Genomic DNA, 16,316 nt, shown 5'->3' with positions numbered 1-16,316 from the left:
TAACAAGAGAGGAACTACCATGACCAAAGATTCAACGACTACATCCAACTACTCGAGACGCCAGGCGCTGCGGCTGATGGCGCTAGGTGGAGCTGCAGGCTTGATCGCGCCCAATCTGCTGGGCAAGCCCGCTTTTGCCAAGACCCCTGCCGGAGGTCCGGCCGGTCGCGTCGTCGTCGGTCTTTCACAAGAGCCGACCGTGTTCAATCCGTTGATGGCGCACATCGAAGTCGATGATGCGGTCCATTTCTCGGTTTTCGATGCGTTGGTCAGGATGGATGCTGAAGGCGTCCTTCAACCAAATCTCGCGGCCGAGGTGCCAAGCCAGAAGAACGGCGGCATTTCGGAGGACGGCCTCAACTGGCGCATCCGGTTGCGTGACGATGTACGCTGGCACGACGGTGAGCCCTTTACGGCCGAGGACGTGAAGTACACTCTTGAACTCATCACGGACCCGAAGTTTCGCGCCTGGCGTACGAGCGGCCATTCGCTCGTCCAGGACATCACGGTGGTTTCGCCAACCGAGATCACATGGCGGATGAAGGAGGCTTTTGCGCCCTATCTTTCGTTCCTGGCCGAAACCTTCATGGTGCCCAAGCACATTCTGGGGAAAGAGGCCGATCCCAATACAGCCGCGTTCAACCAGGCGCCGGTCGGAACCGGCGCATTCAAATGGAGCCAGCGCGTCGCGGGCGATCATATCGAACTCGTCGCCAATTCTGAGTATGCCGGCGAGGGCCCTTATGTCGAGCAGCTCATCTTCAAATACATCCCCGACATGACCGTGCTGTACACGCAGTTCAAGAGCGGCGACGTGGACCTGGTCGATCAATCCTACATTACCGCCGACCATTATGCTGAAGCCCGCGAACTGCCTGACCGCGTGGTGACACTGGAGACCGGCGCATCCGTGGAGTCGATCTACCTCAATTTGGGGCGCCCGCAGTTCAAGGACCTGGCTGTGCGCCAGGCGCTCTACGCCGCGATGGACAGGAAAGCGATCGTCGACACGATCTATTACGGCGTGGGCACACTCACCGAGACCTTCATGCCGCAGGAGTCCTACTACTACAATCCGAACCTGCCCGTGCAGGAGTTCAATTTGGACCGCGCACGTCAGATTCTTGATGAGGCCGGCTGGGTGCCGGGGTCGGATGGAATCCGCGTCAAGGATGGAGTGCGACTGGCCTTCTCCAACTCGACAACTTCAGGCAACAACCTTCGCGAGCAGACGCAGCAGTTCCTGCAGCAGACGTTTGCCGAGATCGGCGTCGAGATGACGATCTCGAACTTGCCGGCTGCAGTCATGTGGGGCGAATTCTGGCTGAAGTCGCAGTTCGACACCGCCATGGTCGGCGTTACCTATCTGATAGCCGCGGACCCCGACGCCACAAACCGCCTCCATACGAAGGCAATCGCTGCTCAAGGCGGGCACGGTTCGAACACCGGGCAATATTCCAACCCCGAAGTCGATGCCCTGCTTGAAAAGGGTGCTCGCAGCTTCGATCAGGAAGAGCGGCGCGGGATCTATAATCACGTACAGGAAGTGGTGCGCCATGATCTGCCCTTCCTGCCGCTGTTGGCGATCACAAACGTGCTCGGACGCAAGGCAGGGTTGGATGGTTTCAAGCCCAATGCCAACACGCGCACCGCGTCGTGGCATGCCGCAGACTGGCGCTGGAAGGCCTGATCCATCCTATTGCCGTCGCCGGATTTCACTGCGGCGACGGCAACAGCCTAAAATCGCCAACCCACAACGGAGGACTCAGAATGCGCGGCTTCCTGCTCAATCGCCTCTCGCAGAGCCTGGTGCTGCTTGTGATCGTTTCGATCATCGGCTTCGGCATTCTGAACCTCCTCCCGGGCGGCCCGCTCGCGCAATTCGGGCTCGATCCCGGAATGACCCAGCAGGATATCGAGCGGCTGAAGGGGTTGCTGGGCCTCGATCGGCCTATATGGATCCAATACCTGGACTGGGCATGGCGGCTGCTGCAGGGCGACTGGGGTCACTCCTTCCGTGACGGAGCGCCGGTATTGCAGATCATCGGCAGCCATCTGTTCGCCACGCTGTTGCTGATGGGATCCTCAACCGTGATTGCGATCTCCCTTGGCGCCTGGATCGGAATCCGGGGCGCCACACGCCGCTACTCGCTATTCGACTATCTCGCAACCGTTGGCGCCATGGTTGCATTGTCGGTCCCTACCTTCTGGTTCGGCCTCGTCGGCATCTACATCTTTACCTTGAAGCTGGGCTGGCTGCCGGCGGGCAATATGTCCGAGATCGGCGATAGCTCGATCCTGGGCTATCTCCACCACCTGATCCTGCCAAGTATAGTGCTGTCGCTGGTCCATGTCGCGATCTGGAGCCGCTACATGCGAACGGCGACCCTCGAAGCCATTAGCCAGGATTTCGTCAAGACGGCTCGAGCCAAGGGGTTGAGTGAGCGCCGGATTCTGATGAAGCATGTCGTCGGCAACGCGCTCTTGCCGATGATTACCCTGGCGGGGATGCAGCTTCCCAGCGTCCTGACCGGCGCGCTTGTGACCGAAACTGTCTTTACCTGGCCAGGAATGGGACGTTTGTTCCTCGATAGTCTTGGTTACAGCGACTATCCGGTTGTGATGGGGTTGCTGATGTTCTCGGCCATCCTCGTTCTGCTTGGAAACCTGATCGCTGATATTGTCGTCGCTATTGTTGATCCGCGTATTCGTCTGGCTTGATCACGCAACTTCCCCGACAGGAGACAGCCGATATGACCGCCCTCACGGCAAATACAAATGCAGCTCCAAGCCGCTGGAGAAACAACCGTGCGGCGCTTCGTTTCATGCGCCATCGCCTGGCGCTGCTCGGCTTGGCGATGATCGTCTTTCTGTGTCTCGCTTGCATCGTCGGCCCCCATCTCCTGCCTTACGATTCACTGTATATCGATCTGCGGGCCCGCTTTGCTCCCCCGCTTACGGGCCACCACTTTCTGGGCACCGATCCGCTCGGCCGCGACCTGGCGGCAAGGCTCTTGATGGCGGGACGAATCTCGTTGCTTGTGGGCTTCTTCGCCATGCTGCTGTCGACGCTGATTGGCACGCTCGTTGGGGTAGTTGCCGGATACCGCGGCGGCTGGATAGGAGCGTCGCTGATGCGAATGGTAGACGGCTTTCTGGCCTTCCCGTCTATCTTCCTTGTGCTGGCTCTTGCCGCAGCCCTGAAACCCAGCCCGATAATGATCACCGTCGTCATCGCCGCGACCAGCTGGATGGAAGTAGCGCGAATTGTGGAGGCCGAGGTCCGCTCGTTGCGCGAACGCGAGTTCGTCCTGGCCGGCCGCATGCTCGGATTGAGCGGCACCCACATCATGTTCCGCGAGATACTGCCCAACGCCATGGGACCGATTATCGTTGCTTCCACCTTGACCGTGGCGCGCGCCATTCTCATGGAGGCTTACATCAGCTTTCTCGGCTACGGCATCCAGCCGCCACTACCAAGCTGGGGCAACATGCTCAACGGCGCCCAGCAATATCTGGGCAGTGCGCCTTGGCTGGCAATCATTCCCGGAGCTGCCATCACCATCGCGGTAACCAGTTTCAATTTCATTGGTGACGGACTGCGTGACGCGCTGGACGTCCGGGACGACCATATTTGAAGTGTCGCGAGCGATCGCTTTGTTAAACCCCGGAACATCAAGAGAAGTCAGTCACGTGCAAGAGCCAGAAGTCGCCGAGAAAAACACGCCCTACTGGTGGGAAGCGGCACCCGTCATGCCGCTGCCGCGGCAGCCGCTGGCAAAGACGCTCGACGTGGTGATTGTCGGCGCCGGCTATGCCGGGCTTTCGGCCGGGCTCGTGCTGGCGCGCGAGGGGCGCTCGGTTGCTGCATTTGATGCGATGCATCCGGGCGAGGGTGCTTCCACGCGCAATGGCGGGATTACGAGCGGGAGCATCCGGCCGGATTCTGCCACGATCACCAGGCGCTTCGGTGAAGAGAAGGCCATGGCGATCGAGGCCGAGGGCAAGATCGCGCGCGAATTCCTGTACGACTTCATCAAGACCGAAGGGCTCGACTGCGATTTCCGCCTCGTCGGCCAGTTCAAAGGCGCTTTCGGATATGAACAGTATGAGAAGATGGCGCGCGGCGCCGAGACTCTGGCGAAGAAACTGCGGATCGAGTCCTACGCCGTTCCGCATGCAGAGCAGCGAAACTATATTGGCACCGACTTCTACCGCGGCGGGACCGTCCGGATGGACATTGGCGGGCTACACCCGGCCAAATTCCATGCTGAACTTCTGCGGGTCGCGCTCGCATCCGGGTTGACGGTTCATTCGCATACGGTAGTCAAGTCGATCGAGAGGAATGGTTCGGGCTTTCGCGTGGTGACTTCCGCAGGGACGGTGGATGCGCGGCAGGTTCTGGTCTGTACAAATGGATATACCGACGCCGCCGCTCCTTTCCTGCGTCGCCGCCTGGTTCCGGTTCGCAGTCGTATCATCGTCACCGAGGAACTTGCGCCCGATGTCATGGCGCGACTGATGCCGAAGCTGATGACTATTACGGAGAATCGGCAACTCGGTTTCTATTATCGTCCCTCGCCTGACGGAAAACGCATTCTGCTGGGGGGGCGCGACAGTTCTCGTGTCGGCGATCCGATTGCCCCGAAACTTCTCCTACGCAGGGGCCTGGTGAACCTTTTCCCGGGGTTGGAAAACGTGCGCCTTTCGCATTGCTGGTTCGGCAACGTCGCGATGAACCGCGACATGCTGCCCCGCATCTTCGAGAAGGGTGGTGTGGTCTATGCCACCGGCTTCTGCGGTTCGGGCGTGGTCTGGGCACCATGGATCGGAATGCGTGCGGCCCACAAGCTGATGGGGCATGGCGAGCAGTCGCGCACGGCGTTCGACTTTCGACCGCCTTCCGCCATCCCGCTCTACCGCGGCAATCCGTGGTTCATGCCGGCGATTATCCAGGGCTATCGGTTGCAGGACCGCATCGCCTTCTGGCGCGCCAGCCGCTGACGGCCAAAGGTGACGGAGCGCATGCCTTCGAATATGCCTGCGCCACGAACGACATCGAGCACCGTACGACTAAGGCGAAGCATCATTCGACCAATGGACAGGCCGAGAGGATGGACCGCACGATCAAGGACGCCACGGTCAAACGCTTCTTCCACGAGAGCCACGATCAGCTCAGGTAACACCTCGCTGACTTCGTTGCCCACCTACTACTTCGCATGCAGGCTCGAGACCCTCAAGCGCGATCCAACGGACTCGCGAGCAGGTGACCCCGCTCAGCGCCGAACTGGAACTCGGTCGGGCTTGAGCAGTTCGTATCGATCAAGGGATCAAAAACCCGCACATCTGGCGAAGTCCTCGATGATTTCGGCACATTCTTTCGAGCGCACGATGCGATGAAGGGCTGATCGGAACTTTGCTTCCGCACTCTTGGCAGCCGAGGTTGGTTGGAACATGTCGCCCCGAGTCGAACGCATTCACAGCGATGAGCGTCTCCCGGCCGAGGTCGACGTCGTCATCGTCGGCGGCGGCATCCTCGGGTCTACGGCCGCCTATTTCCTGGCAAAGCGTGGCCTCTCTGTGGCTCTGCTCGAGAAGGGCCACGTTGCCTGTGAACAATCGAGCCGAAACTGGGGTTGGTGCCGTCAGCAGAACCGCGATCGGCGCGAACTGCCGCTCTCAGTAATCTCCATGCGACTGTGGGACGAGCTGACGCGTGATATCAATCGGGACCTTGGATTTCGACGCTGCGGTCTCGTCTCTGCGACTCACGACGAGGCTGTGCTCGCCGGCTGGGAAAGGTGGCGCGAGGTCGCCAGGGAGTACGAGGTCGACACCCGCATGCTGAGCCGGGCGGAGGTGGCCGAGCGCGTCCCCGAAGCGCGCGACAAATGGGTCGGCGGGACCTATTCGGAACGGGATGGTAAGGCCGAACCTGCGCTCGCCGCGCCGGCTATCGCCGATGGGGCCAGAGCTCTGGGCGCCACCATCCACCAGGAATGCGCCGCGCGGGCGCTCGACTCGGCCAATGGCAAGATTGCGGGCGTGCACACGGAGAAGGGCTACATCAGAACCAGCGCGGTATTGTGCGCCGCTGGTGCCTGGTCCTCGCGCTTCCTTAGGCCGCTCGGGGCCAGTTTCCCCCAAGCGAGCATCCGGCAGACCGCGCTGCGTTCCACCCCGACAATCAACATAGGCGAGGCGATCTCCACACCCTACTGCACGATCACGCGCCGACTGGACGGCAGCTATACGCTTGCGATCAGCGGCAAGGCGAACCTCGAAATCACGCCCCAAGCTATCCGGTATAGCCGGGAATTCATGCCGCAATTCTTGCGTCGCCTAAAGAACGTCAGGCTCGGCATCGGCCAATCGTTCCTTTCGGGGCCGGATTCAATGCCGGCGCTGCTGACCAACGACGACCGGATCTTCGAACAGAATCGCGTGCTGGATCCTCCACCCTTAAAATGGCTAGTAAGCCAAGTGGTCGAGAGTGTCCGGAAGACCTTCCCCCAACTCGGCGATATAGAGATTGATAGTGCCTGGGGGGGATTCGTCGATTGCACGCCGGACGCAGTGCCTGTGGTGTCGCAGGTGGACGGGGTAAAAGGCCTCGTCCTCGCGGCGGGCTGCTCGGGCCACGGCTTCGGTTTGGGCCCGGGGCTTGGTTATCTGGCCGCAGAGCTTGTCGTAAACGACACGCCTTGCGTCGATCCTACTCCGTTCCGCCTGTCGCGTCTGGTCGACGGCTCGAAGCTCGACATCGCCGCTATCTGAAGATCAGCCGGAAGTCAGGCCTGACGCGCACCAAGCGAAGTCAAAGTGTCAGCAGACGGGTGAGCGGAATCTCCACGTTCCCTCGCAGTCAAGTCTCAGGGCATGAGGGCAACGTGGTAGGAGTTGCACCAGAATCCGCTCGGGTGAGTGCCGCGCTCATCGCGCTCTTCTTGGCGCAGTTGAACCGTCGCAATATTCATTCAAGCGTTTTCTGCTTCTGCCGGTAAGGCGAATTGCTCGGCCCGTACGCCGCGCCAGCGGCCGAGGTGTTTGCTGCAACCTACACACGTGGCAGCGCAAACTTCAAGGCCGTGGGAGCGTTGGTCAGCGCTGATCGAGCAGCTTGATCTGGAGATCTTCCCAGTGCTCCTTGAAGGCCTCTCGGGCGGTGTCGAAGTGGCGGCTTCTCAGGCTCTTGACAAGGCGTTCATGCTCCAGCGCCATTTCTTCGGCGGTGCCGTAGAAGGCCTGCCGCTGGACGAGAAGAAGCTCGATCTCCCCTTCGAGGATCGAATAGGCTCGCTCCAGGCGGGCGCTCCCGCTCGCTGCGATGATGGCGCGATGGAAGTCGCGGTCCGCAGTAACCAGCGCCGACCTGTCTGAGGACAGGGTCGAGGCACGCATGACCTCGACCGCCTCGAGCGCCAGGGGTGGAATGCCTCCGGTCTGCACAATCAAACGAATGGCTTCGCCCTCTATGGCGCCGCGCACGCGTGTGATATCGACAATGTCGTCCGGTCCGAATTCGGGCAGCATGAACCCTCGGTTCGGGATCTGGCGCAGCAGACCCTGTGTGACGAGCAACTGGGCCGCCGCGCGGTATGTGTGCCGAGAGGTCGAATGCTCCTCGCACATCCTGGCGTCGCGAAGGAATTCGCCAGGCTGGAAAGCTCCCGATAGGATACGGCGTCGCAAGTCCTGCGCCAGGATATCTACAGCGCTGACGGGGACGGGTTCGGCGTCAAGGTCCTGGACTTGCTTCATGGCCTTGGTCGTTGATGGTGTTGCTCGTGCAGTTGCGTCAGGTGCAGCAGTGCCGGCAAGGGGTCCTGTTGCATCTGCTGCTAGGTCTGCACCGCCCGAAGCGCATTGTCGACACCTTCGAGCAGACGCCCTGCATTGGCGGACGTGAAGACAAGAGGGGGTCTGATTTTGAGAATATGGGCATCTGCTCCGGTCGCGGAGATGAGAATGCGCTGGTCGCGCAGGGCATTGACGGCCGCGAGCGCACGATCCATGTCCGGAACCTTCCGGTCGCGGTCCTTGACGAGTTCAACGGCGAAGTAGAGGCCCGTCCCGCGCACATCACCGACGAATTCGTATTTGTTTTGCAGGTTGCGGAGGCCGTCGAGGACTTCACCGCCGACCCTGGTCGCGTTGTCCATCAGATTCTCTTCGAAGATCGTGTCGAGCACTGCCTGCGCGGCGGCAATAGCGACGGAATTGCCACCGAACGTGTTGAAGTAGCGCATGCTGGCCCCGAACTCGGCAACGAGTTCGGGCCGCGCAACCAGCCCCGCCACGGGATAGCCGTTGCCCATGGGCTTCCCAAGGGTGACGATGTCAGGATGGACTTTGTGTCGGGTGTGTCCCCAAAGGTGGGTACCGGTCCGCCCGAAACCGGATTGCACTTCGTCGGCGATGAACAGGCCTCCGGACTTGCGGACGACTTCCGCCACTGGCGCCAACACGTCCGCGGGGTGGACATAAAGACCATCGGAGGAGAAGACGGAATCGGCGATGAATGCCGCCAGGCCGTCGCCATGCCTTTCGAGATCCGCGATGTGTCGGGCGACATCCTCCGCCATCCGCCGGCCAATCTCTGCGGCAGGCAAACGGTATGAGTCCGGGGCGGCGACAGTTCGAAGGTAAGGATCCAGCGCCGATTTCTTGCCCAGAGACGGCGAGATCGCCGCCACTGCGCCGCTGTTGCCGTGATAGGCTTCGGCCGTGACGATGACGCCGGTCCTGCGTGTGTGATAGCGCGCGATTCGCAAGGCGAGATCGTTGGCCTCGGAGCCGGTGCAGGTAAACATGGCGCATCCAGTCGCGCCGAGTTCGCCCCCGAAGGTATTGAGAAGGGATTCGGCATAATTCAGCAGGGGTTCCTGCATATAGCGCGTGTGGGTGCAGAGGATTTCGAGCTGTCTCTGGATAGCCGCGACGACGCGTGGATGAGCGTGACCCAGCGATACGACGTTGTTGTAGGCGTCGAGATATTCGTTGCCATGCTTGTCATAAAGGAAGACGCCCTTGGCGCGGGAAACCTCGACCGGCGTCTTATAGAAGAGACGATAAGCGGGCCCAAGCAGCCTTTGCCGCCTGGCCACATGTGCCGAGTCTTCGTCGCAGAGATGGGCTGCATCTCGAGGGTTGAAGCCATTCGCCATATCGCCCCGGAAGCCCTTGGGAAGGGTGGCTGCTTGTTTGGACATTACGGTTCCTCTCGGGTCAGAAGGTCTGATATTTGCGCGGCTGACAGCGAGTTGAACCACTCGAGGTGAGCCCAACCCGCTTCGGTGTTGCGCAGGATGTAGCGGCTGTTCTCAGGGAAGAGTTCGGCGCGCCAGCAGGTCAGCAGCGCGCGAACCGCCAGCCGCCCCTGTGCCAGGAAGGGGATAAGCTTGAGCTCCTCGTCCGTCAGTTCAGCGTGGCGCAGGTAGCCGCGCAAAACGTCGCGCGGTTCGTCGAAGAGGTCACGCCGACTGCCGTGGGCCAAGGTTTTGGGCATCTGGTTCATCAACGCCGTGGAGACATCGACGGCGATGGCTGTGCGAATCGCATCGCCGAAATCGATGACGCCGGTCAGGAAATTTGGACTGGCATGATCAAAGAGCAGGTTCGACGTATTGAAATCGTTGTGGAGCACCTGCCGCCGGCACTGGTCGAGCTGCGGCTTGATCTCCGCAAACCGCTCCAGCGCACGGATGGTCCATGCGCGCTTCCCGCCTGCTGGGATGAAGCCCAGCAGGTCGGAGAGATCGAGCAGGTGGGTGACGTCCCATGCCAGCGTTCGACTGTCCGCGGGGTGGGAAAATTCGGCCATAGCGTGGCGGAGTTCTGCCAGGACCTCGCCGATCCGCTCGCGCTGCGGGGCGGTGGAAATTGTCCGGTCGAGTGGTGTGCCGGCGAGAAAGGTGATGAGCCGCACGACACGCCGCTCACCGGCGCTGGTCATGACGATAGGCAAATCCACGCCGTTGACGTCGCAATGCGCACGAGGAACGGGCAGATCCGGAGCGCTTCCCTCGATGTGGCGCAAGAGCGCGACCTGGAAATCGAGTTCCTCCACCCGCTCGAAAGGATGAGCGATCTTCAGCACGAATTTCCCTCGGTCCACGCAGTCTAGAAGAAACGTGTCGTCTTTCTCGGTCTCAAAGCGCGTGGCCGAGCCGCGCGTATCATAAAGATGCGCGGCGATTAATTCGGCTTCCGCCGCACCGACTGGATGGCACGCTTCGGAAAGCTCCGACGCGCGGGCTGGCTGGATCTGTTGATTACCCATTTTCCCACTCAGTTCAGGGGCTGCCGAGTTAGGGCGCAATGCCGCAGGCTCGAGCGCCTGTACCCGCAATTTTGTACAACAATCTCCGCGTGGTTTCAAGGTCAACTTTCTGTTTGCATCAAGGGTCAAGGCAAAGCTCGACTCGTATTTCGGGTGCGATCACCAACTGTTTGGCTGATATCATCACCTGAAATAAAGGTTATATCAGCAGTATACTGAGGTATGTGCTCCTTGGGTGCGCGCCGAACATCAACTTGTGCCCACGAGCATCAGCGCTGCCGTAGTGGCGGACACCGTACACGTCAACTGATCGTTGTACAATCTTCGCACACCTGCTTCGCCGTGCTTGTGGTTGGGGGGCGGAACGCGGCTGCGGGCGGGGTGCTCCGCTTGGCGGAGTGCCGATCGTTACAGCGCGCTTGGTCGCCCTATTGGCCCTTCCGGGCGGCAGGGCGGAATACATTCTGCCTAAGAAGGTGCCAAATTCAGAACAATGCACTTCAAGCGGCGAACGTTTGGAAAGTTATGCTCCGCTGTTCGCATAACTATGGCGTGCATGGAGCGGCCGCTCTGGGTCGACAAATTGAAAGGAACGCACGCCATGACCAAATTTAGGCCGAAATACGTCACCTTCGACTGCTACGGTACGCTGACCAACTTTGATATGGCCGGTGCAGCGCGGCGTGTGTATGCCGAGCGTCTCTCCGTTGAGGCGATGGCCAACTTTGTCGAAGCTTTCAGGGGCTATCGCCTGGATGAGGTCCTGGGGGCATGGAAGCCTTTCGCTGAGGTGGTGCACAATGCCGTTGAGCGCAGCTGCAAGCGCATCGGTATCCAGTTCAAGCCCGAAGATGCGCAACGCATCCACAACGAGGTGCCGACGTGGGGCCCGCACCCAGACGTCCCGGCAGGACTTACCAAGGTGGCCAAGGAAATCCCGCTGGTGATCCTGTCGAACTCAATGAACAACCTGATCATGTCGAATGTGGAAAAGCTGGGTGCGCCCATTCACACCATCATCACCGCCGAAGAGGTTGGCGCCTACAAGCCGCTGATGAAGGGCTTTGAGTACATGCTCGACAAGCTCGGCTGCGGTCCAGAAGAAATCACTCATGTTTCCTCCTCCTTCCGCTACGATCTGATGCCGGCCTATGATCTGGGGATCAAGAGCAAGGTCTGGGTCAACCGCGGCCACGAACCCGCCAATCCTTTCTATGAATATACCGAGATCAAGAATATCGGCGGACTAGCCGCCGCCGTCGGCTTGGAACCCGCCCTGGAGCGAGCCTGAAACACCAACGCCCAGGCACTGTTGCTATGATGAGATCGGGGCGGTTCATTCGCTCCTTCTCTTATCGTTCGAAGGTGAGCAAGCATGGACGATTCAGGGACCCCTCCGCACGAGTGACTTGCTGGCGCTAGGGGGGCAAGATGGTATCCGGTCGCGGGGACGGGGTACGCACCGAAGCACTGACTGGTCTTCGCGCCCGGGACTTGCCGCAACATCTCATTGTCGATCGCGGACCGGAGCCCATCAATGCGCGTCGACTCAACGGAGCCACCTGCACATTGTCAAACGACCGCGGTGTGGCCACCTGTGCGGTATGCTGGAGATACTCTAGTCGGAGCGGAGCGCCTATCACCGCCAGATACTGCGGCAGTATACCGATCCTCTCGGACTTCTCATTCCTAGGAGAATTATTTCCCAAGTACGATTCGATATCCGAAACCTGCGAAATATGTTCCACATCCTTCCAGTGGCCGACCGTCGAGAAACGGCGAAGCGCGATCCCTGCCTCCCTCTGGAGCGGTGCCTGCCCGAATCTGGCGAGCACAAGAAGCAGCGGCAGGAGCGCACCGAACCAGGCGTCGGCGGACAGTTGCGGGACATCGTTGAGCGGATGCAGGATGCCTTGCCAGCCATCCTGCATGATAGCGTGGCCACCGAGCGCCAGCGTGGCCAGCGCCAGACCCGATGCCGCTGCCGTCACGGTCGGTGCGAGGCGAGGGGGGCGCATTGCGCGATCGCCAGCACGCTGGCGCCGAACCGCTGCCCCAGCCATGCCTTGCCGACGCTTGCCGAGGCAACGACCTCGCTCAGCACCTCAACATTCACGGCATCCGGCCATCCATCGCCGATCATCGCGGCCTGCAGCGGCAGGTGCCAGAAGTGTCGTAATCAGGGCAAGGCCGACCGTCGCCAGACGAAAGGCCGTCAGCCTGCTTGCGATCGGCTCCGCCAGAGCTTGCGGCAATCGATGATCTCCAGACGGGGTTCGACGCAGTGGCAGTTCGGGCAAGGTGGTGATGAACTGGTAGGCGGCGGTTGGGACTAGCCTCAAGGGCGCGATCTACGGCACGAACGTCCATGGCAGAATTCTGATGGCGACGATGACGCTGGTTTCTCACTCAGGGCTATCGATTAGGGGGCTTGGTTCCATGTGGTCGTTGGCGGTGGGCCGGAGTCTTGAGCTCATGCGGCGTCATGAGGCACGGCTCGGCTGTAAAGGTTTTTTCCAGTGCGGTGGAAAAAATCCGTCGGGGCTGGGACCTGTCGGTGCGAAGCTGATCAGCGGTGGGACGCTTTCGCGCGGATCAGCGCGTTGGCCATGTAGAGATCCTGAAGAGAGATACCAGAGCTGTCGAAGACAGTGATTTCGGTGTCGGAGAGGCGTCTGGACATACGCTTGGCAATGACGTCGCCGATTGGTGTTACTGCAAGCACGCCGGCGTCGATCTCATCGCGCACGTGTTGGAACTCGCCGATCTGGACGGACTGGGAAAGCAGATCACAAAACAGACGTGCGTTGGGAAAGAGTTCGCTCGGCAATTCGCGCTTGCCTGGAGCATCCGACCCCATGCTGACGATATGGGTTCCCGGTCCCACCCAAGCGGCATCGAACAGCGGTTCGCGTGAGGGTGTGGCCGTGACCACGATGTCGGCCGCACCCACGGCTTCTTCGGGCAAGGCAGCACGCGCCTGCAGGCCCAATTCGCCGATCTGATCGACAAAAGCGTCGCGCCGAGGCGAAGGCGGGGCCACCACCAACACGCTTTCGATTGCGCGGATGCGTGCCAGCGCTCTCACTTCGAAGCCCGCCTGGTTGCCGGCGCCGAATATCGCCAGAACCTTGGCCTGCTTGCGCGCAAGAAGATCAGCTGCAACCGCGTCGGCTGCGGCCGTCCTGTAGGCGTTCACCTTCCCGGCCTCGATAACGGCGCGGAGCCGTCCTGTATTCTGATCGAGCAGCACGATGGTGGAGTTGTGGCGGGGAAGGCCACGTGCCGGGTTGCCCGACCAGAAGGAGCCGATTTTCACTCCGGTCAGGTCGTCAGACGACCCGGATTTGATAGAGAAGGTATTGGTCGCCACCTGGGTGCGCCCGATCACAGCAGGGAAGACCCAGCTCTGCCCCGATGCTGCTGCCACGAGCGCCTCCCGCGCCGCTTCGAAGGCAAGCTCATGCGTGACGAGGGCGGCTGACTCCTCTTCGCTGATGTAGATCATCCAAAATTCCTCGTGAGTATCAGGCGTTTCATCGCTGGGGAGTGTTGCGGCTAAGTCATGCAGAGGCTGAGATCACACCCATTGTGAACGGTGCGGATGTCAGCCGATCGCGGGCAACCACAAGGGGAGCGATTCAAGGTGCCAGATAGTCCTCGCCCGATTTGCGCAATTTGGGATGCCGAGGAACTGCGTAAAACGAACAATCCCGCTGAATTGAAAGGGCAAAACAGCAGCGAAATCTGTCCGCCAGACGCGACTCTAAGGTGCGACTTCAATCCTGGATATAATGACAGCGTTGCACTTATGGCCATTGAGCATGACTCAGACATCGTCAGCAACCAGATGGAGCTGATGAAATTGGAGCCCCGCCATCTGCCGGGCGCGCTGAAGCTGTCGCAGGAGATGGGCTGGCCCTATCGCCTGGAGGATTGGGAATTCGCCGCCACTGTCGGTAGGGGGCTGGTTCTCGAGCAGGCAGGGCAGGTGATTGGCACCGCCATGTCATGGCTTTACGGCAAGGCTTTTGCCACCGTCGGCATGATCATAGTCACTGGCCCTGCGCAAGGCGGTGGCAACGGTTCGCGGCTGTTTGATGGATTGCTTGAGGCGGCGCACGGTCGCAACGTGCTGCTCACGTCCACCGAAGAGGGGCTCGCGCTTTACAAGCGCCGCGGCTTCACTGCTTGGGGCACGGTGCTCCAGCACCAAGGCCTGCTATCCACTGCGATGACGCTGGCGGCCGGTGACGGTGTGCGTCAGGCGAGGCTCTCCGACCTCCCCGCGATCCAGGCTTTCGATGAACGGGCCACCGGCATGCCGCGACCATCGATGGTCGCGGCACTCGCCGATGTGGGCAAGGTCGTCGTAATCGAACGCGACGGGCGGATTGCCGGCTACGCCATCAGCAGGAGGTTCGGCCGTGGCTATGTCATCGGCCCCTGTGCGGCCGACAGTGACCAGGATGCGCGGCTTTTGATCTTGGCGCAGCTTTCTAGGCTTCATGATCAATTCGTTCGCATCGACATCTATGCCGAAGATGGATTGGGCGATTGGCTTGAGAGCCTCGGCCTCCAGCAGGTCAGCTCGGCGACCGCCATGGTCAAGGGGCAGCGGCCTGTCTCCGAGGGCTCAGCCCATATGTACGCGCTGGCAAACCAGTCGTTCACCTAGGAAACGAGATGATGAACAAGATGGCGGCAAACCTGGCAGCGAGCGAGACGACTGAGACGATCGACGCCTTGATTACCCCAGCGCTGCTGTTGGATCGCGGACGGCTCGAGCGCAACATTCAACGGTTGGCTGAGCACGCCAAGAAGCTTGGCGTGGTGCTGCGCCCGCATATGAAGACGGCCAAAAGCATCGACGTCGCCCGATACGCGTTCCCCCGCGAGCCTGGTCCGATCACGGTCTCGACGATCGCCGAGGCGGAGTATTTCGCGGACCACGGCTTTCGCGACATCACCTATGCGGTCGGCATCTCGCCGGCTTCGGCAAGGCGGGCCATGGAGCTTTGCCGCCGAACCGGCGCCGATGTGAAGCTGTTGCTCGATTGCGTGGAGCAGGCCGACGCCCTGGCCGGCGTGCCCGAAGCCACCGGCATGGCGCCATCGGTCTTCATCGAACTGGACTGCGATGACCATCGCGGTGGTTTGAAGTCGGACGACCCGAGATTGCTCGAGGTGGCCAGTAGGGTCGTCGCGGCCGGTGCCAAACTCGTCGGCGTTCTCGCTCATGCAGGCGAATCCTATGGCTTGAACACGCCCGATGCACTGGTCAGGGCAGCGGAGAACGAGCGTTCGGCCACCGTGCGCGCTGCTGAAATCCTGCGCGCCCATGACCATGCCTGTCCGATCGTCAGCGTCGGCTCGACGCCAACCGCGCATTTCGCTCAGAATCTCGAGGGTGTCACGGAATTGCGCGCCGGGGTCTACATGTTCTTCGATCTCGTTCAGCACGGGGTTGGCGTCTGCGACCGCGACGATATCGCGATTTCCGTATTGGCCACCGTGATCGGCTCCAAGCCGGAAAAGGGATGGGTGCTGGTTGATGCCGGGTGGATGGCACTTTCGCGCGACAGAGGAACCGCAAACCAGCAGATCGACCAGGGTTACGGTGTGGTCTGCGACGAGAAGGGGCGGGTTCTGGAAGATGTGATCGTGGTCCAGGCCAGCCAGGAACACGGTATCCTCGCCATTCGTGCTGGTTCAGGGAAATCCATGCCCGAACTGCCGCTCGGCTCTCGGGTGCGGATCCTGCCCAACCATGCGTGTGCGATGGCGGCCCAGCATGATTTCTACAGCGTCGTTAACGGGCACAGCCCCGGGATTGAAGCGCGTTGGGAGCGGATGCGCGGCTGGTAGGCGCGCAACTATGCCTTGCATGGCGCCCCACTCAAATCAGCATTGGTGGTCAAGAAAATGAAGTCTACCTCTTACGGGCTGGATATGTCGACGCTGATGGGCAGCACCACGACTGATGTCATCGATGGGCGCCCTGAAAATCCCTGGAAGGATTTATTGTCACATG

General features: G+C 60.8%; 13 protein-coding genes and 1 pseudogene. 10 read left to right on the top strand and 4 right to left on the bottom strand.

The window, feature by feature from the left end:
- The first annotated feature begins 19 nt into the window (after positions 1–19).
- From FJ954_RS17960 to FJ954_RS17935, 6 genes and pseudogenes are all read left to right on the top strand, one after another.
- The gene (locus FJ954_RS17960) at positions 20–1,690 is read left to right on the top strand and encodes a peptide ABC transporter substrate-binding protein (RefSeq protein WP_140662431.1); all 1,671 of its coding nucleotides are present in this window, start codon (positions 20–22) and stop codon (positions 1,688–1,690) included.
- An 80-nt stretch (positions 1,691–1,770) separates the two neighbouring features.
- Positions 1,771–2,721, top strand: a complete 951-nt coding sequence (locus FJ954_RS17955; RefSeq protein WP_140662218.1) for an ABC transporter permease — start codon at positions 1,771–1,773, stop codon at positions 2,719–2,721.
- 32 nt (positions 2,722–2,753) lie between these two features.
- Positions 2,754–3,638 carry an ABC transporter permease gene (locus FJ954_RS17950; protein ID WP_140662217.1) on the top strand — a complete coding sequence of 295 codons (885 nt, stop codon included), beginning with the start codon at positions 2,754–2,756 and terminating at the stop codon, positions 3,636–3,638.
- 55 nt (positions 3,639–3,693) lie between these two features.
- Complete coding sequence (locus tag FJ954_RS17945; RefSeq protein ID WP_140662429.1) at positions 3,694–5,004, top strand: FAD-binding oxidoreductase; 1,311 nt, start codon at positions 3,694–3,696, stop codon at positions 5,002–5,004.
- Between the two features lie 47 nt (positions 5,005–5,051).
- Positions 5,052–5,180 (top strand): annotated as a pseudogene (locus FJ954_RS17940) (IS481 family transposase); the annotation flags it as partial.
- A gap of 274 nt (positions 5,181–5,454) precedes the next feature.
- On the top strand, positions 5,455–6,777 hold the full coding sequence (locus FJ954_RS17935) for an FAD-binding oxidoreductase (RefSeq protein ID WP_140662216.1): 1,323 nt from the start codon (positions 5,455–5,457) through the stop codon (positions 6,775–6,777).
- 324 nt (positions 6,778–7,101) lie between these two features.
- Here the strand turns inward: FJ954_RS17935 and FJ954_RS17930 are convergent, their stop codons facing one another.
- The 3 genes from FJ954_RS17930 to FJ954_RS17920 form a co-directional block, all read right to left on the bottom strand.
- The gene (locus FJ954_RS17930) at positions 7,102–7,761 is read right to left on the bottom strand and encodes a GntR family transcriptional regulator (RefSeq protein ID WP_140662215.1); all 660 of its coding nucleotides are present in this window, start codon (positions 7,759–7,761) and stop codon (positions 7,102–7,104) included.
- 80 nt (positions 7,762–7,841) lie between these two features.
- Positions 7,842–9,212: an aspartate aminotransferase family protein gene (locus tag FJ954_RS17925; RefSeq protein WP_140662214.1), complete on the bottom strand. Its 1,371-nt coding sequence runs from the start codon at positions 9,210–9,212 to the stop codon at positions 7,842–7,844.
- The gene (locus FJ954_RS17920) at positions 9,212–10,282 is read right to left on the bottom strand and encodes a phosphotransferase (RefSeq protein ID WP_140662213.1); all 1,071 of its coding nucleotides are present in this window, start codon (positions 10,280–10,282) and stop codon (positions 9,212–9,214) included. The genes FJ954_RS17925 and FJ954_RS17920 overlap by 1 nt, the downstream gene beginning before the upstream one ends.
- 601 nt (positions 10,283–10,883) lie before the next feature.
- Here FJ954_RS17920 and FJ954_RS17915 point away from each other — a divergent pair.
- Positions 10,884–11,573, top strand: a complete 690-nt coding sequence (locus FJ954_RS17915; protein ID WP_140662212.1) for a haloacid dehalogenase type II — start codon at positions 10,884–10,886, stop codon at positions 11,571–11,573.
- Between the two features lie 448 nt (positions 11,574–12,021).
- Positions 12,022–12,618, top strand: coding sequence for a hypothetical protein (locus FJ954_RS17910; protein WP_140662211.1), 597 nt, complete (start codon positions 12,022–12,024; stop codon positions 12,616–12,618).
- A gap of 233 nt (positions 12,619–12,851) precedes the next feature.
- Here the strand turns inward: FJ954_RS17910 and FJ954_RS17905 are convergent, their stop codons facing one another.
- Positions 12,852–13,790, bottom strand: a complete 939-nt coding sequence (locus tag FJ954_RS17905; protein ID WP_140662210.1) for an ornithine cyclodeaminase family protein — start codon at positions 13,788–13,790, stop codon at positions 12,852–12,854.
- 96 nt (positions 13,791–13,886) lie between these two features.
- Between FJ954_RS17905 and FJ954_RS17900 the strand changes: the two genes are divergently transcribed.
- Positions 13,887–14,960 (top strand): GNAT family N-acetyltransferase, encoded by a 1,074-nt coding sequence (locus FJ954_RS17900; protein ID WP_246681094.1) that lies wholly within the window; start codon positions 13,887–13,889, stop codon positions 14,958–14,960.
- 11 nt (positions 14,961–14,971) lie between these two features.
- The gene (locus FJ954_RS17895) at positions 14,972–16,150 is read left to right on the top strand and encodes an alanine racemase (protein WP_140662425.1); all 1,179 of its coding nucleotides are present in this window, start codon (positions 14,972–14,974) and stop codon (positions 16,148–16,150) included.
- Positions 16,151–16,316 lie beyond the last annotated feature (166 nt).

Source organism: Mesorhizobium sp. B2-3-15 (assembly GCF_006442875.1).
Lineage (GTDB): Bacteria > Pseudomonadota > Alphaproteobacteria > Rhizobiales > Rhizobiaceae > Mesorhizobium > Mesorhizobium australicum.
The sequence above is the reverse complement of the archived record's forward strand: the minus strand, read 5'-3'. Positions and strand labels throughout refer to the sequence as shown.